This window comes from Pantoea wallisii (assembly GCF_002095485.1).
Taxonomy (GTDB): Bacteria; Pseudomonadota; Gammaproteobacteria; order Enterobacterales; family Enterobacteriaceae; genus Pantoea; species Pantoea wallisii.
Genome location: NZ_MLFS01000038.1, coordinates 23,768 through 48,433, shown reverse-complemented (window position 1 = coordinate 48,433; position 24,666 = coordinate 23,768). Strand labels below are relative to the sequence as shown.

Annotated in this window: 23 protein-coding genes and 2 pseudogenes; 10 read left to right on the top strand and 15 right to left on the bottom strand. The window is 56.9% G+C overall.

Annotated features, from left to right (window positions below; translation table 11 throughout):
- A partial coding sequence (locus HA48_RS14020; RefSeq protein WP_139807989.1) for a M20 family metallopeptidase occupies positions 1 to 1,020 on the bottom strand: 1,020 nt, incomplete at its 3' end.
- Positions 1,021 to 1,135: 115 nt separating this feature from the next.
- Here HA48_RS14020 and HA48_RS14015 point away from each other — a divergent pair.
- On the top strand, positions 1,136 to 2,056 hold the full coding sequence (locus HA48_RS14015; RefSeq protein ID WP_128601864.1) for a LysR family transcriptional regulator: 921 nt from the start codon (positions 1,136 to 1,138) through the stop codon (positions 2,054 to 2,056).
- 72 nt (positions 2,057 to 2,128) lie between these two features.
- Here the strand turns inward: HA48_RS14015 and mqo are convergent, their stop codons facing one another.
- Complete coding sequence (gene mqo / locus HA48_RS14010; RefSeq protein WP_128601861.1) at positions 2,129 to 3,775, bottom strand: malate dehydrogenase (quinone); 1,647 nt, start codon at positions 3,773 to 3,775, stop codon at positions 2,129 to 2,131.
- A 375-nt stretch (positions 3,776 to 4,150) separates the two neighbouring features.
- Between mqo and leuC the strand changes: the two genes are divergently transcribed.
- Genes leuC through HA48_RS13990 form a run of 4 tightly spaced genes read left to right on the top strand, consistent with a single transcriptional unit; the run spans position 4,151 to position 8,103 of the window.
- Positions 4,151 to 5,572, top strand: coding sequence for a 3-isopropylmalate dehydratase large subunit (leuC, locus tag HA48_RS14005; RefSeq protein ID WP_128601863.1), 1,422 nt, complete (start codon positions 4,151 to 4,153; stop codon positions 5,570 to 5,572).
- 1 nt (position 5,573) lies between these two features.
- Positions 5,574 to 6,200 carry a 3-isopropylmalate dehydratase small subunit gene (gene leuD, locus HA48_RS14000; RefSeq protein WP_128601860.1) on the top strand — a complete coding sequence of 209 codons (627 nt, stop codon included), beginning with the start codon at positions 5,574 to 5,576 and terminating at the stop codon, positions 6,198 to 6,200.
- Positions 6,197 to 7,108, top strand: coding sequence for an alpha/beta fold hydrolase (locus HA48_RS13995; RefSeq protein WP_128601859.1), 912 nt, complete (start codon positions 6,197 to 6,199; stop codon positions 7,106 to 7,108). Before leuD ends, HA48_RS13995 begins: the two co-directional genes overlap by 4 nt.
- Positions 7,109 to 7,149: 41 nt before the next feature.
- The gene (locus tag HA48_RS13990) at positions 7,150 to 8,103 is read left to right on the top strand and encodes a LysR family transcriptional regulator (protein ID WP_128601858.1); all 954 of its coding nucleotides are present in this window, start codon (positions 7,150 to 7,152) and stop codon (positions 8,101 to 8,103) included.
- Positions 8,104 to 8,128: 25 nt separating this feature from the next.
- Here HA48_RS13990 and HA48_RS13985 read toward each other — a convergent pair whose 3' ends face one another.
- From HA48_RS13985 to HA48_RS13965, 5 genes are all read right to left on the bottom strand, one after another.
- Positions 8,129 to 8,434, bottom strand: a complete 306-nt coding sequence (locus tag HA48_RS13985) for a YdgH/BhsA/McbA family protein (RefSeq protein WP_128601857.1) — start codon at positions 8,432 to 8,434, stop codon at positions 8,129 to 8,131.
- A gap of 416 nt (positions 8,435 to 8,850) precedes the next feature.
- The gene (gene kup / locus HA48_RS13980; protein WP_128601856.1) at positions 8,851 to 10,719 is read right to left on the bottom strand and encodes a low affinity potassium transporter Kup; all 1,869 of its coding nucleotides are present in this window, start codon (positions 10,717 to 10,719) and stop codon (positions 8,851 to 8,853) included.
- 281 nt (positions 10,720 to 11,000) lie between these two features.
- Positions 11,001 to 11,801, bottom strand: coding sequence for a MetQ/NlpA family ABC transporter substrate-binding protein (locus HA48_RS13975; protein ID WP_128601855.1), 801 nt, complete (start codon positions 11,799 to 11,801; stop codon positions 11,001 to 11,003).
- Between the two features lie 104 nt (positions 11,802 to 11,905).
- Positions 11,906 to 12,709: an MBL fold metallo-hydrolase gene (locus HA48_RS13970; RefSeq protein ID WP_128601854.1), complete on the bottom strand. Its 804-nt coding sequence runs from the start codon at positions 12,707 to 12,709 to the stop codon at positions 11,906 to 11,908.
- Positions 12,710 to 12,771: 62 nt separating this feature from the next.
- Positions 12,772 to 13,104 (bottom strand): gamma-glutamylcyclotransferase family protein, encoded by a 333-nt coding sequence (locus HA48_RS13965; RefSeq protein ID WP_128601853.1) that lies wholly within the window; start codon positions 13,102 to 13,104, stop codon positions 12,772 to 12,774.
- A 127-nt stretch (positions 13,105 to 13,231) separates the two neighbouring features.
- Between HA48_RS13965 and HA48_RS13960 the strand changes: the two genes are divergently transcribed.
- Positions 13,232 to 14,251 (top strand): MBL fold metallo-hydrolase, encoded by a 1,020-nt coding sequence (locus HA48_RS13960; protein WP_128601852.1) that lies wholly within the window; start codon positions 13,232 to 13,234, stop codon positions 14,249 to 14,251.
- 28 nt (positions 14,252 to 14,279) lie between these two features.
- Here HA48_RS13960 and HA48_RS13955 read toward each other — a convergent pair whose 3' ends face one another.
- Together HA48_RS13955 and HA48_RS13950 are read right to left on the bottom strand one after the other, a co-directional pair.
- Complete coding sequence (locus tag HA48_RS13955) at positions 14,280 to 14,822, bottom strand: RNA polymerase sigma factor (protein ID WP_128601851.1); 543 nt, start codon at positions 14,820 to 14,822, stop codon at positions 14,280 to 14,282.
- A gap of 5 nt (positions 14,823 to 14,827) precedes the next feature.
- Positions 14,828 to 15,241: a hypothetical protein gene (locus tag HA48_RS13950; RefSeq protein ID WP_128601850.1), complete on the bottom strand. Its 414-nt coding sequence runs from the start codon at positions 15,239 to 15,241 to the stop codon at positions 14,828 to 14,830.
- 154 nt (positions 15,242 to 15,395) lie between these two features.
- Here HA48_RS13950 and HA48_RS13945 point away from each other — a divergent pair, with 154 nt between their 5' ends.
- The 4 genes from HA48_RS13945 (at position 15,396) to HA48_RS13930 (ending at position 18,492) form a co-directional block, all read left to right on the top strand.
- A complete protein-coding gene (locus HA48_RS13945) occupies positions 15,396 to 15,980 on the top strand; it encodes a TetR/AcrR family transcriptional regulator (RefSeq protein WP_128601849.1) in 585 nt (194 codons plus the stop codon).
- Positions 15,981 to 16,161: 181 nt separating this feature from the next.
- Entirely contained in the window at positions 16,162 to 16,737 is a 576-nt protein-coding gene (locus HA48_RS13940; protein WP_128601848.1) for a DUF308 domain-containing protein, read from the top strand.
- Positions 16,738 to 16,900: 163 nt separating this feature from the next.
- Positions 16,901 to 17,956 carry a catalase family peroxidase gene (locus HA48_RS13935; protein WP_128601847.1) on the top strand — a complete coding sequence of 352 codons (1,056 nt, stop codon included), beginning with the start codon at positions 16,901 to 16,903 and terminating at the stop codon, positions 17,954 to 17,956.
- A complete protein-coding gene (locus tag HA48_RS13930; RefSeq protein WP_128601846.1) occupies positions 17,953 to 18,492 on the top strand; it encodes a cytochrome b in 540 nt (179 codons plus the stop codon). Before HA48_RS13935 ends, HA48_RS13930 begins: the two co-directional genes overlap by 4 nt.
- An 8-nt stretch (positions 18,493 to 18,500) precedes the next feature.
- On the opposite strand, the gene arsC is transcribed toward HA48_RS13930, so the two are convergent.
- From arsC to paoA, 6 genes and pseudogenes are all read right to left on the bottom strand, one after another.
- On the bottom strand, positions 18,501 to 18,866 hold the full coding sequence (gene arsC, locus HA48_RS13925; protein WP_128601845.1) for an arsenate reductase (glutaredoxin): 366 nt from the start codon (positions 18,864 to 18,866) through the stop codon (positions 18,501 to 18,503).
- Positions 18,867 to 18,909: 43 nt separating this feature from the next.
- Positions 18,910 to 20,192: pseudogene (locus HA48_RS13920) on the bottom strand (arsenic transporter).
- Positions 20,193 to 20,262: 70 nt separating this feature from the next.
- Entirely contained in the window at positions 20,263 to 20,610 is a 348-nt protein-coding gene (locus tag HA48_RS13915) for a metalloregulator ArsR/SmtB family transcription factor (RefSeq protein ID WP_128601844.1), read from the bottom strand.
- A 136-nt stretch (positions 20,611 to 20,746) separates the two neighbouring features.
- Positions 20,747 to 22,944 (bottom strand): annotated as a pseudogene (paoC, locus tag HA48_RS13910) (aldehyde oxidoreductase molybdenum-binding subunit PaoC).
- Positions 22,941 to 23,897, bottom strand: a complete 957-nt coding sequence (locus HA48_RS13905; protein WP_128601843.1) for an FAD binding domain-containing protein — start codon at positions 23,895 to 23,897, stop codon at positions 22,941 to 22,943. The pseudogene paoC and the gene HA48_RS13905 overlap by 4 nt, the downstream one beginning before the upstream one ends.
- On the bottom strand, positions 23,894 to 24,481 hold the full coding sequence (gene paoA, locus HA48_RS13900; RefSeq protein ID WP_128601842.1) for an aldehyde dehydrogenase iron-sulfur subunit PaoA: 588 nt from the start codon (positions 24,479 to 24,481) through the stop codon (positions 23,894 to 23,896). The genes HA48_RS13905 and paoA overlap by 4 nt, the downstream gene beginning before the upstream one ends.
- Positions 24,482 to 24,666 lie beyond the last annotated feature (185 nt).

Genomic DNA, 24,666 nt, shown 5'->3' with positions numbered 1-24,666 from the left:
GCCATCCAGCGTTGGCAGGCCCAGCGCGGCCGTGAAGTTACCGTCGCTGCCGCCGCCTACGGCTTTGCCCTCAAGAGAGAAGCCCAGCTGTTGCGCCACCTGCTGCGCACGATCAAACAGCGCACGGGACGCGGCCGTCTGGCGCATTGGCGGGCGGCTCTGTTCACCTGTCACCTGCAGGGTGACGCGGGGATCTACAACCGTGAGATGGCGAATGGCTTTGTGTACGCGCGCAGCTTCCTCTTCTGAGGTTACCCGGGTATCAATACCGAGCTGTGCACGATCGGCGACGACGTTCACGCGGCTACCACCATGCGCAATGCCGACATTCACTGAGGTACCACGCTCCGGCGCATTCAGGCTATGCAGATAGATAATCTGCTTTGCCATCTCCTGAACGGCGCTGGCACCCTCTTCGGGGTTATTGCCCGCGTGGGCAGCCTGGCCGGTAATGCTGACCTCATAGCGGCCAACACCTTTGCGTGCTACCTTCAGCGCGCCGCTGCCCGCGACAGCCGGTTCAACCACCAGCACCTGTGCGGAACCCTGCGCATGCTGCTCAATCCAGGCGCTGGAGCTGGGGCTGCCCAGCTCCTCATCGCTGTTGCACAGGAAAACAATGCGCTGCCCAATCGGCCCTTTACAAGCCTGTAGCGCGCGGACGGCCCAGATGGCCTGGATCAAACCTGATTTCATGTCAAGAATACCCGGCCCGTAGAGCTTACCGTCCGCTTCACGAAGCGCCAGCTCCCCTTTATCCCACACGGTATCAAAATGGCCCAGCACGGTGGTTTGTGGTCCGCTGGTGCCGAGCACAAATTTTCGATGATTACCGTAATCGCGCTGTTCGGCGATCGCCGCACTCAGCCCGAGCCGCTGCTGAAAAATGGCTTCCAGTACATCACCACAGGCATCCACCGCCGCTTTGTCATGCGAAGGTGACTCTGCCAGTACCAGGCGTCTGATATCACCCAGAATCTCATCGGCATGCCGGGCTAACCAGGTTTGTATATTTTTCATGTAATTACCCTGTCTGTTGAGTTTGCTCAGGCAGTATGCGCAGATTAAATGCTGTAAAAAAATGAGGCGTAATGGCTATTATTGTTGCTCTGTGAGCAACGAATAAGTGAAAAATATGACGCTCTCCACCTATCCGGAGAAATCCATCAGTTATTTGTATGAAGTGGGGATGCACGGCGGGATTCGGCGCGCCGCGGATGCGCTGGGGATCAATCCCTCGGTGGTCAGCCGCCAGCTCTCCCTGCTGGAGAGAACGTTACAATTGCCGCTGCTGGAGCGGCGCGGACGCAACGTGGTGCTCACCGAAGCGGGCAGGCTGCTGGCCGAGGATTACGCGCTGACCGCTCAGCGCCGTAAACAGCTGGCGCGGCAGCTACAGGATATGCGCCACATGCGCGGCGGAACGATTACGCTGCGCATCGGACAGGGGATGGTTGATGAAGTCATCCGCAACGTGATCGCCGAGTTTTCCCAGGCCTATCCCGGCGTGTTTGTGAATATTCAGTCCGGAGATATGCAGACCACGCTTACGCTGCTGGGAAAAGGCGAAGTGGATATGGCGGTAAGCTTTGGCCCCGCCGGGCCGCCAGGCTTTAAGTGCAACAGTTTCCGCCGTGGCCCGATTTGCGCCATTGTGCGGCCAGACCATGCACTCGCTGAACTCAGTTCAGTTAGCCCACAGCTTCTGTCGGAGCAGCGATTAATCGCGATGAGCGAACACTTCGGTTTACAGCGCTATCTGAATGCCATATTCAAAAGCGAAGGGTTGATTTTGACGCCGTCCTGGTGCTGCAACCTGTTCACCAGCGCGATCGCATTGTGTCAGGCGGGACAGGGCGTTGCCTTTATGACGCCGCAAACGTTGCAAAGTATTCAGTATCATGATCAGCTGGTTGCCGTGCCGATAGCGCACCGCATCGCGCACGAGAGTCAGTGCCATCTGTTGCACAGTACCGATCACCGCATGACGCCTGCAGCACACTACCTCTGGCGTTTGCTTAACAGCTACTTTGCTGCGCAACCCCGGCAGGCCTGACGAAAAAAAACCGGCCAGCGCATTAAGCGCTAACCGGTTTTCAGCATTACCGTTTGCAGCAGATGTGGCTGATTACAGCGCCATATCCTGCTTTGCAGACTCTTCACGCGGCTTCGCCTGCAGCGGTGCAGCCTGCTGATCGCCCATGTTGATCACTGGCGGTTTAGTCAGCAGCAGCGTTGCGGCAGTATTGTCCCAAACCTGCTGAGTCAGCGCGGTGTTACCATTCAGTTTCTGACCGAAGCTTGGAATGATGCTACGAATTTTCTGCTGCCACTCCGGTGAAGCGAACTGCTCCGGGAACAGCTTCTTCATCACGTCCAGCGTGATCGGTGCAGCCGTTGAGGCACCCGGTGACGCACCCAGCAGGGCCGCAACCGTTTTCTGCTGGTCGGTGACGATCTCCGTACCCAGCTTCAGCACGCCGCCTTTCTCAGCATCTTTCTTGATGATCTGAACACGCTGACCGGCCTGAATCAGCTTCCAGTCCTCTTTACGCGCATTCGGATAGTACTCTTTCAGCGCAGCAAAGCGGTCATCATCATTCAGCATCACCTGACCAATCAGGTATTTCACCAGGTCAAAGTTATCAATGCCTACGTGGGTCATCGGCATGAAGTTGCTGGTGGTGGTGGCGCTCAGCAGATCAAACAGTGAACCGTTTTTCAGGTACTTGGTTGAGAAGGTCGCGAATGGCCCGAAGAGCACCACTTTTTTGCCGTCGAGGTTACGCGCATCGATATGCGGAACCGACATCGGCGGCGCACCGACCGAAGCCTGGCCGTACACTTTTTGCAGGTGACGGCTGGTGATCTCCGGATTCTCAGTCATCAGGAACGAACCGCCAACCGGGAAGCCACCGTAGTTGTCCGCTTCCGGAATACCGGTTTTCTGCAGCAGTTTAATGGCTGCGCCGCCCGCACCGATGAACACATACTTCGCGTCCACTTCACGGTTAGCGCCGCTCTTCACGTCTTTAATGGTGACGTGCCAGGAGTTGTCGCTGTTACGTTTAAAATCAGTGACTTCAGAGGAGGTTTCCAGCTTGAAGTTCTGATCTTTTTTCAGGCTGCCGATCAGCTGACGGGTAATCTCACCGTAGTTAACATCGGTACCCACCGGCGTCCAGGTCGCAGCCACTTTCTGCGCCGGATCGCGGCCTTCCATCACCAGCGGTGCCCACTGCTCAATCTGCTTGTGATCGGTCGAGAACTTCATACCCTGGAACAGCGTGGTTTTCTGCAGTGCCGCGTAACGCTTCGTCAGGTACTCAACGTTTTTGTCGCCCCAGACAAAGCTCATGTGCGGGGTAGAGTTGATAAACGAGTGAGGATCGTGCAGCACACCGCGCTCAACCTGGCTGGTGAGGAACTGGCGGGTGATCATGAAGGATTCATTGATCTCCAGCGCCTTGGTCACGTCGATTGAACCGTCTGCACGCTCTGGCGTGTAGTTCAGTTCCATGTTGGCGGAGTGGCCGGTACCGGCGTTGTTCCAGCCATTCGACGACTCCAGCGCGACGCCATCCAGACGCTCAACCATCAGCTGTTTCCAGCCCGGTTGCAACTCCTGCAGCCAGGTGCCGAGTGAAGCACTCATGATGCCGCCGCCAATCAGCAGCACGTCGGTTTTTTCTGGTGCGTTTTCAGCGTGAACCGCTGAAGAGACAAGCAGTGCCGTCAGCGAAAGCGCGGACACAATTTTTTTGGTCTGAGTCATGCCAGTCCTGTCTTTATCAATTTTGTGCAGATGAACGTTAAAAATTCGCTGAGCAAATTAAAAGATTGTTACGAAAAGATTAAGTTATTTTTAGTTAATAAAGTATTGGTGTTAATTACTTAACTTATAAAAGAGAAGAGGCGGGGAAATAGTGCGCAGAATATGCCGGGTGCCGAGAGGAATATAAGTCAAATATCCGCGAGTATGGCGCGGTTATTATTTATATCGGGCTATGACACTTAGGTCAAATAATTCCCGCGGCTGTCGCCACACATCATGCACAGGCTCTGCACGAAGCGTGTTCATTCTCCCGGCATGAACTGTAGTACCCTGGTGACTCTCTATAGCCGATACATCCTTGACGTGGGCAACAGCATGGCCGGAAAAACACTCTACGAAAAGCTGATCGATCAGCATGTGGTGCGCAGGTTAGATAGTGAGGGGCATGTGCTGCTCTATATTGATCGCTCCATCCTCAACGAATATACCAGTCCGCAGGCTTTTAGCGGCCTGCGCGACAGCCAGCGCCCGGTGCGCCATCCGCAGACCATCCTGCTTAATGTCGATCACGTTAACCCAACCCGGCCGCTGCGCGATGCCGCCATGACTGATGCCGGCGGTCAATTACAGGTTGAGTATTTCCGGGAAAATGCCGCGCACTTTGGTATTGAACTGTTTGATGTGCTGGACCCGCGTCAGGGTATTGAACACGTTGTCGCGCACGAGCAGGGCCTGGTCATGCCGGGCATGGTAATCGCTGCAGGTGACAGCCATACCACAACCTATGGCGCGTTTGGCGCCCTGGGCTTCGGCATTGGAACGTCTGAGATTGAACATCTGCTGGCAACGCAAACGCTGATCTATCGCCAGCTGAAAACCCTGCTGGTCACGGTGAGCGGTGAACTGCCTTACGGCTGCTCGGCTAAAGATATCATTCTGGCGCTGATTGAGCAGATTGGTGCCTCCGGGGCGACGGGTTATGCCATTGAATTTGCAGGAAGCACCATTGATGCGCTGAGCATGGAAGGGCGCATGACCCTGTGCAACATGGCGGTAGAGGCCGGGGCGCGCGGTGCCATTATCGCGCCGGATGAGAAAGTGTACGCCTATATTGAAGGCAAGCCACAGATGCCGACCGGCGCACTCTGGCAGCAGGCGAAAGCCGAGTGGCAGACGCTGCGCAGCGACGCCGATGCGCAGTTTGATCGGCGGCTTAGCCTGGCGTGCGAGGCGCTGGAGCCTAAAGTCACCTGGGGGATCAGTCCGGATCAGACCAGTGCAATCTCCGGACGCGTGCCCGATCCGGCGCAGGAGCGCGATCGAACTAAACAGCAGGCGATGCAGAGTGCACTGCGCTATATGGGGCTGGAGTCCGGCATGCCGCTGGAGGAGATTGTCATTACGCACGCGTTTATCGGCTCCTGTACCAATGGCCGCATTGAGGATCTGCGTGCGGCCGCAGCGGTGATCGGCTCACGCAAAATCGCCCGCCACGTACGGGGGATAATCGTACCGGGCTCGACGCAGGTTCGGCTGCAGGCTGAAGCCGAAGGGCTGGCGGCTATCTTTATCAATGCCGGGTTTGAGTGGCGTCAGTCAGGCTGCTCAATGTGTCTGGCGATGAATGAGGATGTGCTGGCCGCGGGTGACCGCTGTGCATCGGGTACCAATCGCAATTTTCCCGGCCGCCAGGGGGCTGGCGCCCGCACTCATTTGATGAGTCCCGCCATGGTGGCGGCGGCCGCACTGGCGGGACATCTGGTGGATGTTCGTCGCTACATGCATTCGGAGGTCTGACATGCAAGCCTTTCAGCGCATGACCGGTAAGCTGGCGCCACTGCCGGCAGCCAATATCGATACTGATGTGATTATGCCCAAGCAGTTCCTTAAAGGCATCGATCGCCAGGGCCTGGATCGTGGCGTATTTTTCGATCTGCGTTTTCTGGCTGACGGCACGCCTGATCCGCAGTTCATCCTTAATCAGCCCGGCTGGCAGGGAGCCACATTTTTGCTGACCGGGCCGAACTTTGGTTGCGGCTCAAGCCGGGAGCATGCGGTGTGGGGGCTGCATCAGTTGGGTATCCGCGCGATAATCGGCACCAGCTTCGCCGGCATCTTTGATGACAACTGTCAGCGGAACGGCGTGCTGACGCTAACCTTAAGCGATAATGATTATCAGCGGCTGATCGCGGTAGCCGGTGACGCTGCACGCAATACCATCACCGTGTCGCTTGAACAACAGACCATTACTTTCGGCGAGGGTGACATCATCCCTTTCATGGTGAGCGCACTGAAACGTGACATGTTGCTGGGTGGCGGCAGCGCCGTTGAGTGGACCCTGCAATATGAGGCGGATATTCGCGCCTTTGAAGCGCAACACTTTGCGCAGCGTCCGTGGCTGCAACGTACACAGGAGCGGGGATGAGCAAGATTATCGCCCGGGGCCCATCGCCGTTTATTCCGGGCTTCACGTTGCAGGATGTCACGCTGGACAACGGCGTGACGCTTCGCGTGGCGCGTGGCGGGCAGGGCGCACCGCTGTTAATGCTACATGGCCATCCGCAAAACCATCTGGCATGGCGCAAAATAGCGCCTCAGCTGGCGCAGCACTACGAGGTCATCCTCCCGGACTTGCGCGGGTACGGGGACAGTGACAAACCCGCCAGCGATGAGATGCATCAGCCATACAGTAAACGCGCCATGGCCGGAGACATCAGTCAGCTGATCGATGCGCTCGGGCTTAAGCGCGTCGCCTTTGTCGGGCACGATCGGGGCGGGCGTGTAGGACATCGCCTGGCGCTCGATCACCCGGAGAAGGTGAGCTGCTGCGTGTTCGTTGATATCGCACCCACAGCCACCATGTACGCCCGCACCGATAAAATATTTGCCACGCGCTACTTCTGGTGGTTTTTCCTGATTCAGCCCTGGCCACTGCCGGAGACGATGATCGGTCACGATCCGGCTTTCTTTCTGCGTAAACACATTGATGGTCAGCTGAAAACGCCCGGTGCCACGGAGCCTGAGATATTCAACGACTATCTGCGATGCTATCAGGATCCGGCCATGATTCATGCGGTGTGCGAAGATTATCGCGCCGCCGCCAGCCTCGATCTGCAGCATGACGCCGCCGACAGCGCCAGACGCATCGGTTGCCCGCTATTGGCGTTATGGGGCGAAAAGGGCACGGTTGGCCAGCTCTATGATGTGGTGGAAACCTGGCAGGATGTCGCTGACGACGTACAGGGTTACGCGCTACCCTGCGGCCATTCGCCCCACGAGGAGGTACCGGCGCTGTTTCTGCAGCAGCTTGAGCGCTTCCTCGCGTCTGTGTGATAACCTAATAGCCCTTGCTAACCCTGTGATGTGGTGAAAGAGTGCTTGCCGGAAAGAGTTATCAGAAGCCGCTTCAGGGCTGGCCTGCAGTAGAAGATCTCTATGTGTTCATCAGCGTTGCGCGCCATGAAGGGTTTGGTCGCGCGGCGCTTGAGCTCGGCCAGTCGCCCTCTTACATCAGCAAACGTATTGCTATCCTTGAGAAGCAGTTGGATACACGGCTGTTTCTCCGCAGCAACCGCGCGATCCGTTTAACGCCGGAGGGCGAAAAAGCGCTGGAAGGTGCGCTGCAGGTGCTGCACGAGATGGATGGCTTTCTGCAAAATTTTCAGCAGTGGCGCGGTGAGCTCTCCGGTGAACTGACGGTTGGCTGCTCATTCGGTTTTGGTCAGGAGTACCTCTCTTCCGCCATTTCGGCGTTTATTCACCAGCATCCCCGGCTCAATATCAAACTGATGCTTAGCGATCGTGAATTTGATCTGCTGCAGAGCGGCACCGATATCGAGATCTGCGTAGGTGACGATCTTAATCCCGCCTATATTGCACGTAAGCTGATCGCAAACCGGCGCATCCTTTGCGCCTCTGCGGACTATTTATCCCGCGCCGGCACGCCACAATCGCTGGATGATTTAATTCATCACAGCTGTTTGATGATTAATGAACGTGGAAACTCTTTTGGCAACTGGGCGCTAACCGATGGCAGCCAGCAGGTTTTGTGTCGGCTAAATAGCCATTACGCGTCAAACAGTGGCAAAGTTATTCTTAACTGGGCGTTGCATTCGCACGGTATTGCATTGCGTTCTGCATGGGATGTAGCCCCTTATCTGGCGAGCGGACAATTAGTACAACTATTACCGGAGTGGTATCAGGAAGCGAATATCTGGGCGGTCTATACGCAACGGGCATCTGAATCCCAGCGTATTAAAGCTTTTATTGATTTTCTTGCCGGCTATTTTAACCAGCAAAGCCTGCCGCCAAAAGGAGACAGGCTTTAATGATCGGTCTGAAACAGGGTGAACATTAGCCGTACGCCACTTTATCGTTAATGTGGTACAGCGTAGCGGTTGCCGCCATAACATGTTGACCATCGTGGCCCGGCTCATGTGATTCCACATCCGTAATATGATATCCCACGGCCCCTACCGCCCGCGCTTTTTTGACAATGGCATCGGTCAGCTCCTCCATTGAGGTCGCCCAACTCACAGACGTAACGCCCAGTGGATGAATGGATGATAATTCGCGGTGGGTTAAATCCGCACGAATTAAAACGGGTTTAACATTTTGCGGTGTAAAAATGGAGATAACATCGTTAATTAACTCTTTCATGGTCTTACTCCTCAAAGAAGCTGAGCCGATGTTTTAACAGCAGCACAAAATCATTATTGATTGTTTGTTTTTAATTACCGGCAGTAGCGCACATCAGGTGATGGCTGCCGACAGCTTTAATAAACACGTTTTGATGTAACGCGTTTTAGCTTTAATTGCTAATTAGATGTTAAGAAAAGTTCCGCCACAACTCAGACAATGTTTCGGGAATATTTTTTCATCTGGTTACATTTCTCACGGAATCTTAATTATCACCTCGACAGTTAAAAGCCTGCGTTAATGTGGCAATAGGGCATTAAGCTATGGCGGCCCTGATGGGTCGCCACTCCGAAAGTCAAACGCGTCTTTATAATCAGGGACCGCATTGATGGGGCCGTAGCCGTTTCAGGCGAGCTCACGCTCGCTGCTGACCGGGCTCAAAACTCGCGCTGTCCGCCCAGCTCAATGACCCGATTGGGTGGGATGCTGAATTGTTCGTGCGCGCGTAATGCGTTGCGCTGGCAAAAATGGAAAATGCCACCGCGTATACGCGCCAGCCCCTTACGTTTCTTCATCACCAGCGTATCGTGTGAGGTGAAGAATGAGGCCTCATTCACCGTGCAGCCAAAGCCTTCCAGCCCGCACAGATGCAAAATCTCTTTCATCGACGGCACTTCGCGCCAGCCATACGCCGCGGTAACCTGCCAGAAAGAGGGCGACAGCGGTCGGATGCTGATGCGCTTCTGGTTATAGACGCGTGGGGTATCAACCGTACGGATATGCAGCAGCACGACGCGGCGATGCAGCACGCGGTTATGCTTCAGGTTATGCAGCAATGCCTGGGGAATCTCAAACTCTTTGCGCGACAGGAAAATAGCCGTGCCATCAACGCGCGTGGGCGGATTGCTCTCCAGCGATCTCACCAGCGCCAGCAGGCTCTCCTGGTCGCTGTCCAGACGACGGATCAGCCGGTTGCGCTCCGTGCTCCAGATCAGCATCAGCGCCATCATGGTTAATGCCAGCAGAACCGGCACCCAGCCGCCGGAGAGCAGTTTCATCAGGTTGGCGGCAAACAGCGGCAGGTCAATCATCCACATGCAGAGTAAAAACAGAAATGCCAGCGGCCACGGCCAGCGCCAGTTGCGCAGCGCGACAACCCCGGCGAGGCCGGCCGTGATCACCATAGTGCCGGTGACCACGATGCCGTAAGCCGAAGACAGCGCGGAGGATTGCCGGAACGCCAGCACAATCACCGTGACGGCAGCAAACAGCAGCCAGTTAACCACCGGGATATATATCTGACCGGCTTCCGTGTGCGACGTGAAGATGATGCGCATCGGCGGCAGAAAACCCTGACGAATCGCCTGATGCGTCAGAGTATAAACGCCCGAAATCACCGACTGCGCGGCGATCACCGTCGCCAGCGTCGAGAGCACGATCAGCGGAATCTGTCCCCAGCCTGGCGCCAGATTAAAGAAGGGGTTAGCAAGCGCTTTCGCATCGGCAATCACCAGCGCACCCTGACCAAAATAGTTGAGCACCAGCGCCGGCATCGCCACCAGCAGCCAGGCCAGGCGGATCGGTTTTTTACCCAGGTGGCCCATATCCGCATACAGCGCTTCCGCACCCGTTACGGCCAGCACCACCATCCCCAGCGCCGCAAATGAGAGCGCCTTGTGCGTAAGCAGGAACGTCACGGCATACGTGGGGCTGAGCGCCTGCAGCACCTCAGGATTGAGCAGAATACCTCGCACGCCCAGAACACCAATCGTAATGAACCACAAAAACATCACCGGGCCAAACACCCGGCTGACCTTCTCCGTACCGTGTTTCTGAATCATAAACAGCAGCGTCAGAATCACCACCGCCAGCGGCACCACATACTTCTCCAGTTCTGGCGAGACCACTTCAATCCCTTCAATAGCGGAGAGCACCGAAATGGCCGGCGTGATAATGCCATCCCCGTAAAAGAATGCGCCGCCAATCAAGCCCGCCAGCACCACAATGTGCCCGACCTTCGCGCTCACATGACGACGGGCCAGCGACATCAGCGTTAAAACGCCGCCTTCGCCATCGTGGTCGGCCCGCATAACAAAGCAGACATATTTCAGCGTCACGATCAGCGTCAGCGCCCAAAAAATCAGGGATAGAAAGCCCATGACGGCAATTGCCGATGCACCGCTTCCTGGCAGAATCGACAGGCACTCTTTCAGGGTATATAGCGGGCTGGTACCGATATCGCCAAAAACAATGCCGGCGGCAGCCAGCACGCCAGCGGGCAGAGACTGTTTCTCTGATTGACTCATAACGTTCCTGCTTAGTCAGGGAAGATTCGCGAGCGCTGCCTAATCACAAAACGTGCAGCCTCACGCCGGAAAATGCTGGCGAACATACCGTTTTCAGGGCGTTACGGGTAGATTGTGGCGATTATTTGTACGCAATTTTTATACAAATCGCCGATATTTTTACGCCATTTTTACACCCTGTCTATTTTTCATCCTGACTATAGCGGGTTTTAGTGACGCGGGGGGAGAGGGCGCGCGGTCGTAACAAGCACGACCGCGCAGGATTCAGGATGCGGTAACGATTACCAACCTTTGATAATGTCGCCTTTGTAGATCTCGTTGGCTTTATCCAGCACCGCCTGAGAACGGAACGCCTCTTTCAGCTTCTGCACGTTGGCGCTCTCTTTGTTGTCTTCGCGCGCTACGATGGCATTCACGTAAGGTGACGCTTTGCCCTCCATAAACATACCGTCCCGCGAAGCTGACAAGTTAACCAGCGCAGCAAAGTTGTTGTTGATGATGGAGATGTACACCTGCGGATCGTCCAGCGTTCGCGCCAGCTGCGGCGTGTCAACTTCCACAATCTTCAGCTTTTTCGGGTTTGCGGTAATATCCAGCGTCGTCGGCAGCAGGCCGGCTTCTGGCTTCACCTTGAGCAGACCCTGCGCCTGTAACAGCAGCAGGCTACGGCCAAGGGTGGTGGCTTCGTTGGAGATCGTCACCGTCGCGCCATCTGGTAGCTCGCTCAGGCTTTTGATTTTGCGGGAGTATCCGGCAATCGGGAAGACAAAGGTGTTAGTGACGACCGCAAATTTATACCCGCGCTCTTTCGACTGCATCTCCAGATACGGCAGGCTCTGGAAGGCGTTAGCATCCACATCTTTGTTAAACAGCGCTTCGTTGGGCTGCACGTAATCGTTAAACGCGATTACATCCACATCCAGCTGGTACTTATCGTGCGCCACCTGTTTGACCGTCTGCCACAGCGCTTCATCAGGCCCGGTATTGATCGCCACCTTAATCTTGTTGTCACCGTTTTGGTCGCAGGCGCTCAGCAGCGAAACAGAGGCGGCCAGCAGGGCAGTAAGCAGAACTTTCTTCATCGGAGCGGTTTCCTTATTGTTGTAGGAGATGGACTATAATATACGTCCAGACGTCTGTACATCCGCTCACGATGCGATCGATGCTTATTCAACCAGCTACCGTATCAGCGTGGCGTGCCCTGCAGGCAGGCAAGATAGTGCTCGCCTGAGCTGCGCACCCGCTGTCTGGCGTCGGCGGTTATCTCTCGTCCGGCGAACGCGCCATACAGGCGCTGATACGCTACCGGCTCCAGCCGGGCGAGCATGTCGCTAACCGATGCCGCCGCCAGCGGCAGCATATTGGGGTAGCTCCACATAAAAGAGACCGCGTTGGCGCCGGGCGTTACCTGCACAATATCACCGCTCAGTAACACGCCTTGCTGGTGTGCCCAGTGCAGCACCGTGCCACCGGCAAAGTGCCCACCGAGGCGCAAGAGCGTCACTTCCGGGAAGAGCGTGAGCGCTTCACCTTGCCACAGGTGAATATGCGGGCTGGCGCGCTGAATCCATTCGCTGTCGCTGGCATGCAGATAGATGGGCGCGTCAAAGGCGGCGGCCCAATCCTGCATAGTGCTGTAGTAGTGCGGATGGGAGATGGCGATCGCGCTGATGCCGCCCAGTGCCTGAATGAGGGTCTCCGTCGCGTCATCCAGATGGGCAATGCAATCCCACAGAATATTACCGTGGCGGGTCTGGAGCAGAAAAGCACGCTGGTCAATGGCGAAGGCCGGCACGGTTTGCACACTCAGTAAGCCAGGTTCCAGCTGCTGCCACATATTGCGATGCGTGGCACGTAGCTGAGCCCGGCTCAGCCACTGCTGTCCGCTGGCGGGAACAAACTGGCGCGCATCCTCGCAAATATTGCAGTGCGCTGGCTGGCCGTGCGTCGCATCATAAGAGGTGCCGCAGGCGGTACAGATTGTGATCATGGTTGCTCCTCATCGTGTGATGAGGATAAGGGTAGGCGCTGGCGTGCGATGCCGCGCGTCTGTTACCCGTTTTGTGGCTGCAGCTGATAGATCCACGCGCGCATCTGCTCTCCATCAACGGTGGTTACAGCCACTTCAACGCGGTCATACCCCTCTTCAAACGCATCAAGCATCGGCCAGTGCTGATCCAGCCGGGGTGAAGTAAACACATAGCCGTTGACGTGTGCGCCTTGTTGATCCAGCACGATACCGGGAAAATCGGCGGCGGCGCCCCAGCCGCGTTCATAGAAAGTCCCGTTCACCGAACCGGCCAGCCACTCACCGCCGATGTTCTCCAGAATATGTGCATTGCTATGGCCGGGCTGCAGCGTGCCGTAAACAAAGAGTGGTTTCATTTTTCCCTCGTGAATGTAAAAAGTGTTCGTTGCAGTGATATATCAACGGGTTCACCGCCCATTATGTGATGTCTGGCTATAACAAAGCCGCTATTCTGAACTACCCCCGATGCCAGGTAAAATAACAATGTTGAATTGTTCAGGCGTGTCCCGCTGGAGTAATAAAAGCTATCCGCAATCCGCCCAGTTTGACGGTAAGCGGTTCCGTAATTCCCGTCCGCGCCAGTCGCTGAGCGTGGCGGATTACAGCAAAATGATGTGGGATTTCTTCTTTAATAAACCGCGCGATACCGTACCGGATCATGCGCTACCGCTAAAAATCATCGACGCGCATGCGCTCTCTGCTGCGGCTGACAACACGGTATTTCGTCTCGGGCACTCTTCGCTGTTACTGAAATTAACCGGCAAGTACTGGCTGGTTGATCCGGTATTTTCCGAGCGCGCATCGCCTTTTAAAAGGTTTGGACCCCGACGCTTCCAGCCTGCGCCCATTGGACTTCGCGATCTGCCGCCGCTGGAGGGGATAATCATTTCACACGATCATTACGATCACCTCGATCGTCAGACAGTAATAGCGCTAAAAGATCGGGTGACATATTTCCTGGCGCCGCTGGGCGTTGGCGACTTATTGGTAAAGTGGGGTGTGGCAGCAGAGAAAATTACCCAGCTTGACTGGTGGCAGTCGCACGATATTGGCGATATCCATTTTGTCGCCACTCCATCACAACACTTCTCCGGACGCGGTCTGTTCGACAGTAATAAACGGCTATGGTGCTCCTGGACACTCATCACCCCGGAACTGCGACTATTTTTAGGCGGAGACTCAGGTTATTTTGACGGTTTTAAAGAGATTGGCCGCAAATATGGGCCGTTTGACGCTGCTTTCCTGGAAAACGGCGCATACGATCGGCGCTGGGCCGATATTCATATGCTGCCCGTGGATACCCTCAATGCATTTAGCGATCTTAAGGCGAAGTGGCTGTTCCCGATTCATAATGCTGCCTTCGATCTGGCGTTTCATCCGTGGGATGATCCCTTCAGGCAAATGGTGAAACTGGCGGCGCAAGGCAACGTTGCGCTGTGTCTGCCCATGCTCGGCCAGGGGATTGATCTGTTACAGCCGCAACCGCAGCCCGCCTGGTGGTAACGACTGAAGGGTAAACGCCACTGTGCGTTTACCCCTGTGCGGTCAGTTCATCGTACAGATTGCGCAGCCGGGTGCGTAAGAACAGCACCGCTTTATGCTTGCGCGATAACAGCGCCTGCACGCTTGTACCGCTCTCTGCGGCCAGATCCTGATAGCTGTATCCGAGCAGTTCGGTCTGCTCAAAGACCTCACGCTGGGCGGCAGGCAGCTCTGTCAGCGCATCCTCCAGCTCCTCCCACAGCAGCGTTTTTAGGTACTCATCTTCCGGGGTTTGCGGCACGCCAAACAGCGTTTCCGCAATCTCATCTTCGACAAACGTCCCTTCGTCGTCGCTCCCCGGCAGAGGCAGTTCGCGTTTCTTACGCGAGCGATCGGTCATCTCATTGCGGGCCGCGCGAAATAGCCAGGCGCTGACATTCTCAACCGGTTGCTCCACCTGCATCAGCTTAGAGACAACCTCCTGCAAAATGTCATCCGCATCGTCGCGGCTGGCGCTGCGTCCGCGAATGAAGGCGCTGACCCTGGCGTAGCAGGCGTAGAGTGCCGATATCTGCAGTGAGTCTTGCGCCATAAGAATCAGCTGGCGTCAGGCGAATCGGGATGATTTTCATCGCGGCGTTCATCGCGGCGTCCGTGACGATCGCAGCGCCCACCGTGCCGAAAACGTTCACGGCGATGCTGCATAAACTCTTCGCGCTGTTCAGGCGTCATCTGCATCCAGCGTTCATGCATGCGCCGGCGAGCCATACCAAACATGCCCGGGCGGATGCCTAAGCCGCCAAACAGGATACGGCACAGTACCAGTAGCCCCAGCGCCTGCCAAAAGCCGATGGTTTTTATGCCGGTCAGTTCAGGCAGCAGGGCATTCCACAGGGTCATTACCAGCAGTCCCAGCAGGATGAACAGCCCGGCAGCCAGCAGCAGGGGCCTGGCCATACGGTGGCGACCAAAACCCGGGCCGCGCGAATGATGCATATCAAAATCTCTCATGGTATTTCCTCATTACAGTGTGTGAGGAGGTAGACGAACCAGCGCCAGAAATATTGCTTACTTTTTTTAGCCGCAGGCGATTCATGGCAGCAGCTTGACATCCAACCTTCCAGTCAGTAGGTTCAGCAGCAGTTGTCTATTAGTGGAATTTGTTATGGCTGAACGTTCACCCAAAGCGCGCGAAATCATCGCCTACACCCGCCAGCTGCTCACCTCCGGCGGCTATAAAAGTTTTAGCTATGCCGATCTGGCTGAACGGGTCGACATCCGCAAAGCCAGCATTCATCACCACTTTCCGGGTAAAGCCGATCTGGTAAAAGCGGTGGTGGAGGAGTATCGCGCCGAAGCGCGTGCCGGGCTTAAAGCTATGGATGAACAGATAAATGATCCGCTGCTGCAGGTCAAAGCCTACGTGGATTACTGGGCGCACTGTATTAAAGAGGGAAACTCGCCGTTCTGTATTTGCGTCATGCTGGCCGCCGAGATGCCAATCCTGCCGGAAGAGGTGGCGCATGAGGTGACCGGCCATTTCAGCGATCTCTCTGGCTGGTTAGCGCAGCAGCTGGCCAAAGGCCAGGATGCCGGTGTCTTTCAGCTGAGCGCTGGTGCAGAAACAGAAGCGAAAACGCTGATGGCAAGCGTACACGGTGCCATGCTCGCAGCCCGCGCATTCAAAAACGCGGAAGTGTTCGATCAGATCGTTTATCCGCTGCTGCGCAAGATAACTTTACAGGCGTAAAACGCTGGCGATCGGGTACGGTCGCCCCTGCAGAATGGCGCTCCCGCGCCTTTTCACTCCTCTACCGCACATTTCCGTAAAAGTGCGCGTTGACAGTGTATCTACCAACTAGTAGGTTGTTATCACTGGCGTATGCCTTCCTGTTCTTCTATGATTTCGCCGACCGGGCAACGGAGCAACTATGTCTGAGACAACAACACACTTTTACCGAACCCATCCTGAGCAGTGGCTGAAACACTACTACTTCATGCGCACGCTATTTTCCGTGCTGTGGGTGGTCACGGCATTCGCCATTGGTCAGCATTCGCTGGCACTGGCTGCGGCGATGCTGGTGATCTATCCCGCATGGGATGCGCTGGCGAATTATGTAGATGCCACCTTCAGCGGCGGGCTGGGCCGTAACCGTATGCAGGCCCTTAACATTGTGGTGAGCATCATCACAACGCTGGCGGTTATCGTGGCGCTGCGTATGAGTGCCAATGCGGTGATTGCGGTGTTTGGCGTATGGGCGATTATTTCGGGTTTACTGCAGCTGGGTGCAGCGTTACGGCGCTGGAAGCGTTTTGGCGCACAGTGGACCATGATTCTTAGCGGGGCGCAGTCCGCGCTGGCGGGCGGCTTCTTTATTTTCCAGGCGAAGATGCCAGTGCCGCCTTCGATTCTGAACATCGCCGGCTATGCTGCCGTTGGCGCACTCTACTTCTTCATCTCCGCCGTGTGGTTAACGGTAAGCTTAAGAAAAAAACACGCTATCTGATTTTCGTACCGTTCAGTTAAGTCCTGATTTCGTCCGGCACACACTCCGTAGCAGTGCGATTCATCGCGCAATAAATTGTGCCGCTACGATAGTGTGCAAGCCGGGTTAATCGTTTTCATGTCTTAACTGCGCTATCTGATCCATCTGGTTTGTGAGCACACCTATGAGCACCTCATCGCTATCTACCCGTCAGAAAGCCTTTCGTCTGGCGCTGGCTGGAGTCATACCTTTACTCCTCGTTGTGCTGTTTCTCTGGGCGGGCGGCTGGTTAGCGCCACAGCGCCTGAGCGCAGATAAACTGGTCACCGTGCTGCAGCAGTCTGGTGGAAAACACGCCGGTTTCCGCCGTAATCATGCCAAAGGCCTGTGCGTAATCGGCGATTTTGTCTCGAACGGCAACGCCAGTAGCCTGTCAAAAGCGGAGGTATTCGCTCAGGGGCAGATCCCCGTCATCGGCCGCTTTGCCATTGCCGGCGGCAATCCTCATGCACCGGATTATGCCGTGCCGGTGCGCAGCATGGCGCTCTCATTCCAGCAGGGCAACGGGGAGCAGTGGCGGACGGGCATGAATGCCATGCCGTTCTTCCCGGTCGCCTCGGTTGAAGCGTTTTACGCGCTGCAAACCGCAACGCTACCGGACCCTGCTACCGGCAAGCCGGACGCGAAAAAGCTGCAGGCATTTGTAGCTGCGCACCCGGAAATCAAAGCGTTCTTCGGCTGGGCAAAACAGTATGTGCCATCCTCCAGCTGGGCGAGCGATCGTTACAATAGCCTGAATGCGTTTGAGCTGATTGATCGCGACGGCCATCAGCAGCTGGTTCGCTGGAGCATGGTGCCCCATACCGACTATGCGCCTCTCAGTAATGCGGATAAGCAAGACAGCGATTTTCTGCAGCACGATTTAACGCAGCGACTGGCGCAGGCGCCTCTGGAGTGGGACCTGATCATTACGCTGGCGCAACCGGGTGATGCCAGTAACGATGCCAGCAAAGCGTGGCCTGCCGATCGTAAAACCATCAATGCCGGTACGCTGATACTGAAACAGGCAGAAGCGCAGCAGCAGGGGGCGTGCAATGACATCAACTACGACCCGTTGATTCTCCCGGCGGGGATTGCCGCATCAGATGATCCGATCCTTAATGCCCGCTCTTCGGCGTATGCGAAATCCTACAACGCCCGCACCCGTGAGCAGGCACAACAGGCTGGAGAAGCACCATGAAACAGGTAACCGTCTTTCATCCGGCACTGCGGGCGCTGCACTGGCTCATGGCCGCGGCCATCCTGGCGATGCTGTTTATCGGAGTAGGCATGGTCTCTACCGTCTCTTCCTGGCACGGTTTGCTGGTATCGATACACAAGCCGCTGGGCGTGATGATTCTGCTGCTGGTAGTGGTTCGTCTGTGGTTGCGTTTCGCCACTGTAAAACCTGCGCTGCCTGCATCAATTCCTGGCTGGCAGCGGGCCATGGCGCACCTCTCACATCTGGCGTTATATCTGCTGATGCTGGGCCAGCCGCTGGTTGGCTGGGCCATGCTGTCGGCGGCAGGTTACCCTGTCACGTTGGCGCCAGGCGTGGTGCTGCCTCCCATTACCGGAGTAAGCAACGACCTCTATGCGCTGTTGCGGCCGCTGCACACCTGGCTGGCTCTGGCGCTGTTTGCCACCGTCATGCTGCATCTGGCCGCCGCGTTACTGCATGCCTTCGTGCTGCGTGACGGCGTGTTTGCCAGTATGGCCGGCACCCGTAAACAGTAGCTGGCGCCTTATTGCTGCGCATGGGGCAGCAGCGTCAGCACCTCTTCAGAGGGGCGGCACAGTTTGGTTCCCAGTGGGGTGATCACGATAGGGCGGTTAATCAGAATAGGATGCGCCAGCATGGCATCCAGCAACTGCGCATCGGAGAAGGTGTCACTGGCGAGGCCGAGCTGCTCGTAAGGCTCGGTGTTTTTACGCAGCAGCGAACGGACCTCAATGTTCATCGCCTCGATCAATGCCGTCAGCTCCTCGCGGGTTGGCGGCGTCTCCAGGTAGTGAATAATGCGCGGCTCCGTGCCGCTGTTACGAATCAGAGCCAGCGCATTGCGTGACGTGCCGCAGGCGGGATTGTGATAAATGGTGATCTCAGACATATAAAAGCCTCTTGCAGTGGAGCGGCCTGCGCCGCAACAGACATCAGAACGACAGGCGCAGCGCCAGAGCCGCCAGCGTAACCGTCAATATCGGCAGCGTCATCACGACACCCACCCGGAAGTAATAGCCCCAGCTGATGCGGATATCTTTCTGCGCCAGAACGTGTAGCCACAGCAGCGTCGCCAGGCTGCCGATGGGGGTAATTTTAGGCCCCAAATCACAGCCAATAATGTTGGCGTACACCATGGCATGGCGAATGGTACCCTGAGCGGTGCTGGCATCAATGGATAGCGCGCCAACCAGCACCGTGGGCATATTGTTCATCACCGAGGAGAGAAGTGCGGTGAGATAGCCGGTTCCCAGCGCAGCGCTCCAGACGCCGGAGGCGGAAAAGTGATTCATCAGCGCGGTCAGATACTCTGTCATGCCGGCATTGCGTAAGCCATACACCACCAGATACATGCCCAGCGAGAAGATCACGATCTGCCAGGGCGCGCTTCTCAGCACCTGACCGGTGTTAATCACGCGGCCGCGGCGGGCAACCAGCCAGAGGATCAGCGCGGCCACCGCCGCAACCAGCTGACCGGCACGCCAAACGGCTCCAGCGCAAAGAAGCCAGTGAGCAGAAGCAGCAGCACCAGCCAGCCGGCGCGGAAGGTACTGATATCGCGGATCGCCTCCGCCGGAATTTTCAGCTTTGCTGCATCGTAGCGGGCGGGGATCTCCCGACGGAAAAACAGATGCAGCATGAGCAACGTGGCGGCAATCGTTACGAGGTTGACCGGCACCATCACCGCCGCGTAATCGCGAAAGCCCAGCCGGAAGAAGTCAGCCGAGACGATGTTAACCAGGTTTGAGACAATCAGCGGCAGGCTGGCGGTATCGGCAATGAAACCGGCGGCCATGACAAATGCCAGCGTGGCGCCCCGGCTGAACCCCAGCGCCAGCAGCATGGCGATAACAATCGGGGTTAATATTAACGCCGCGCCATCATTGGCGAACAGCGCGGCGACTGCCGCACCCAGCAGCACAATATAAGTAAACAGCTTTTTGCCACTGCCGCCGCCCCAGCGCGCCACATGAAGCGCAGCCCACTCAAAAAAACCGGATTCATCCAGCAGCAGGCTGATGATAATCACCGCGATAAAGGTGGCGGTAGCGTTCCAGACAATCTGCCAGACCACCGGGATATCCCCGATATGTACCACGCCGGTAAGCAGCGCGAGCGCAGCCCCGGTAACCGCACTCCATCCAATGCTCAGTCCCCGCGGCTGCCAGATAACCAGTATCAGGGTAAAAACAAAAATTGCGCCTGCCAGCAGCATGCATCCTCCGGATTTAGCGTCATTAGAGATTATACATATATGATAAATCGAATGTGTTTACTTAAAAATTTTAGCGGCAGAGCACGTTGCTCCGGTCCTGCGCCTGCGGAGATTGCGGCGTCAGCGCGCGGATAGCATCACGCTGGCTCAGCCATGCCTGTTCAATGACGGCGGCAGCCCAGGCGGGCATCTGCGGAGAGAGTCGATAGTGGATCCATTTTCCGTCGCGCCGATCAAGCAGCAACCCGCTGGTGCGCAGCAGTGCAAGATGGCGGGAGATCTTTGGCTGCGACAGCGCCAGGGCATCACAGAGTTCACACACGCAGAGTTCACCCTGCTCTTTCAACAGAAGCACCAGCGTCAGGCGCGTATCGTCCGAGAGGTTTTTAAACAGCTGCAGCGGGGTAAGGTGTGGCATGATGACTCCTGGCAGAAAGAGCCACAGTATCTGGTGCGGCCTGCATGAAGTCAATAACACATTTGTTTTGGTGTATATATAAATTTTGCGGAGAGGCCGCATGACGGCCTCTCCGTGCTCGTTAAAACACCCGCTATCAGGCCGTTTCCGGTAATCCCGCCAGCAGTTTATCCAGCGTCACCGGATAATCCCTGACGCGAACGCCGGTTGCATTATAGATAGCATTCACGATGGCCGCGCCCACGCCACACAAACCCAGTTCGCCCACGCCTTTGGCTTTCATGGGCGAAGAGATCGGGTCGGTGTCGTCAAGGAAGATAACCTCCTGCTGTGGAACATCGGCATGGACCGGCACTTCATAGGTCGCCATATCGTGATTCACGAAATAGCCCAGCCGGGTATCCACCGCCAGCTCCTCCATCAGCGCACCGCCTAACCCCATGGTCATGGCGCCGATCACCTGGCTACGCGCGGTTTTTGGATTGAGGATGCGGCCGGCGGCACAGACGGCCAGCATGCGGCGCACGCGCACTTCACCGGTGGCGATATCCACTGCCACCTCGGCAAAGTGTCCGGCGAAAGTGGACTGCTGGTACTTCTGATCCAGATCACCAAACTCGATGGTATCTTCGGCCGATAGCGTGCCGCTGGCCGCCGCGGCCGCCAGTGGCATACTTCTGCCGCCGGCACGAACCTCGCCCTCAATAAATTCAGCTTCCTGCACGTCAAAACCCAGCACTTCAGCCACGCGCTCGCGCAGTTTCACGCAGGCTGCATATACGCCTGCTGTAGAGGTGTTTGCACCCCACTGGCCGCCCGAGCCGGCTGAAACCGGGTAGTCTGAATCACCCAGGCGCACGTGCACTTTTTCAGGCGGTACGCCCAGCATCTCGGCGGCGGTCTGGGCGATAATGGTATAGCTGCCGGTTCCGATATCGGTCATATCGGTTTCCACCGTGACGATGCCCTGCGCATCCAGATGCACGCGGCGCCCGAAGCGGAGAGCAGATTATTGCGGAAACCTGCCGCCATCCCCATGCCGACCAGCCAGCGTCCGTCTCTGACCTGCGCCGGCACAGCATGACGTTGCTGCCAGCCAAATTTGTCAGCGCCCGTCTGCAGGCACTCTATCAACTGGCGTCGCGAGAAGGGGCGTTTGGGATCGGCGGGATCAACCTGGGTGTCGTTGAGGATGCGGAACTGTACCGGGTCGAGGCCCACACGCTCCGCCATTTCATCAATAGCGATCTCCAGCGCCATCAGGCCCGGCGCTTCACCCGGTGCGCGCATTGCATTGCCTTCAGGCAGATCGAGGGTAGCCAGGCGCAAGCCGGTAAGCCGATTGGCTCCCGCGTAGAGCAGCTCACTCTGCTGAACCGCGGTTTCGGGCGTCCCGCCGGGCAGATTACCAGACCAGCTCACATGCGAAAGGGCGGTGATGCGTCCCTCGCCATCGGTGCCGATACGAATATGCTGATTGGTCGCCGGGCGATGCGTGGTGTTATTGGGGATCATTGGCCGTGGCAGCATCACCTTCACCGCGCGCTTTACCACGCGTGCGCCCAGCGCCGCCAGCAGCGCATCACTACGCAGGAACAGCTTGCCGCCAAAACCGCCGCCGATGTAAGGCGACCGCACCCGCACTTTCTCCTGCGGAATCACCAGCGTTTTAGCCAGATCCGAGCGGCACCAGTTGATCATCTGATTGGAGGTCCAGACGGTTAGCGCATCGTTATCCCAGACCGCCATTGACGCGTGCGGCTCCATCGCCATATGGCTCTGGTCCGGCGTGGTGTAAACCGCATCCAGCGTAAAAGTCGCCTGCGTCAGGGCCTGCTCAACGTCACCGACGGTTTTATCCGGCGATGACTCTGGTGCACCAGTCACTGACGGCTTCTCCTGCGCCAGATCGTAAGCTCCCGCTTCACGCTCATAGTGCACTTCAACCAACTGCGCTGCTGCCCGCGCCTGCTCAAATGTCTCTGCTACCACCAGCGCAACCGCCTGGTGATAGTGTTCAATCTGATACTCCGCCAGCAGCCGGGCGGTGTTCATCTCACCAAGCTCCAGCTTGCCCGCGTTGGCGGCGGTGATCACGGCCAGCACGCCGGGCGCTCTGCTGGCCGCTTCGGTCTCCAGCGCGCTGATGTGACCTTTGGCAATCGGGCTGGCGACGACATAGCCATACACGGCATCTGGCGCTTCATCGTGCCACTCATAGGCATAGTGGGCGCTGCCGGTGGTTTTAAGCGGGCCGTCGATGCGATCGATCGGCTGGCCGACATAGCGCAGTCGATCGATAGGATTTTGACCCGCAGGTTTATCAAATTTCATGGTTTTGCCCTCGCTTCTGCCAGCACGGAGGCGAGCGTGCGCTTCGCCAAAACTAACTTGAACGCGTTAGCCGCGGTCGGGTTGGCATCGCCCAGTAAGCGGTCATACACCGCCTGGGTGCCATCGACCAGCGCGTCATCCGCTGCCGGGCGGCGCCACGGCTGGTGGGCCACGCCGCCCAGCGCAATCCGGCCACTGTTATCCGTTTGCACAATCGCCGCCACCGACACCAGCGCAAACGCATAGGATGCGCGATCGCGGACTTTACGATAGATATGCGTGCCCCCAACAGGCGGTGGCAGGATGACTGCCACAATCAGCTCTCCCGGTTGCAGCACGGTTTCCAGATGCGGGGTATCGCCCGGGTGGCGATAAAAGTCGGCAATGGGAATGGCGCGTGCCGTGCCATCCGGGTTAATGGTCTCGACCGTGGCATCAAGCAGCCGCATTGCCACAGCCATGTCGCTGGGATGCGTGGCAATGCAGTGCTCACTGGCGCCCACGACAGCGAGCTGCCGGCTATACCCTTGCAGCGCCGCACAGCCACTGCCTGGCGTCCGCTTATTGCACGCCTGGTTGGTGTCATAGAAATAGGGGCACCGCGTACGCTGTAACAGATTGCCTGCGGTCGTTGCCTGATTGCGCAGCTGACCGGATGCACCCGCCAGTAACGCGCGGGCAGGGACCGCATAGTCGCGGCGCACGCGCATATCCGCCGCCAGATCGGTGTTGCGCACCAGCGCACCAATACGCAGGCCGCCTTCAGGCGTTGCCTCAAGGGTATCGAGTGAAAGGCCGTTCACATCAATCAGATGAACCGGGGTTTCGATCTCCAGCTTCATTAAGTCCAGCAGGTTGGTGCCCCCGGCGATAAATTTCGCGCCGGGGTTTTGCTGTGCCTGAACGGCGGCTTCAAGCGGCGAGGCGACTTTTTCATAGGTAAAGGCTTTCACGATGGCAGGCCTCCGGCATACTCTTCAATCGCATCAAGGATATTGGCATAGGCGCCGCAGCGGCAGATATTGCCGCTCATCCGTTCGCGAATTTCATCGGCCTCGGGTGCCGGCGCGGCCAGCAGATCGGAGGAGACGTGGCTGGGAATACCGGCTTTGATCTCTTGCAGCATCGCCACTGATGAGCAGATTTGCCCTGGCGTACAGTAGCCACACTGATAGCCATCGTGTTTGATGAACGCGGCCTGCAGCGGATGCAGATCGTCTGGCGTGCCAAGCCCCTCAATGGTTGTTACCTCGGCACTCTCCTGCATCACGGCCAGCGTCAGACAGGCGTTGATGCGACGACCATTAACCAAAACGGTACAGGCGCCGCACTGACCATGGTCGCAACCCTTTTTGGTGCCGGTAAAGTGCAGATGCTCACGCAGGGCATCCAGCAGCGTGGTTCGGGTATCCACGTGTAAGGTATGTTCACTGCCATTGACCTTTAGCGTGACCGGCATCATCTCTGGCGCAGGCGTTGATGGCGGCACTGTGTCACCACATGCCAGTTGCTGATTTTCATTCGCTGGGTTGCTCATACCCGGCCTCCAGTTAAATAGCGGGTGCCAGAAGCACCTCTTTTTATAAGGTTTTTGGAAGCTTTAATCATAGACGCCAGATCGGCGAGGCGGGAGAAGAAAGGCTAAAAGCAGACAATCAGCCTCGTTCTGGGCATCCCGGGTGGTCATCTTCCTGTTGAAAATTGCAGATCTCCCGGCAAAAG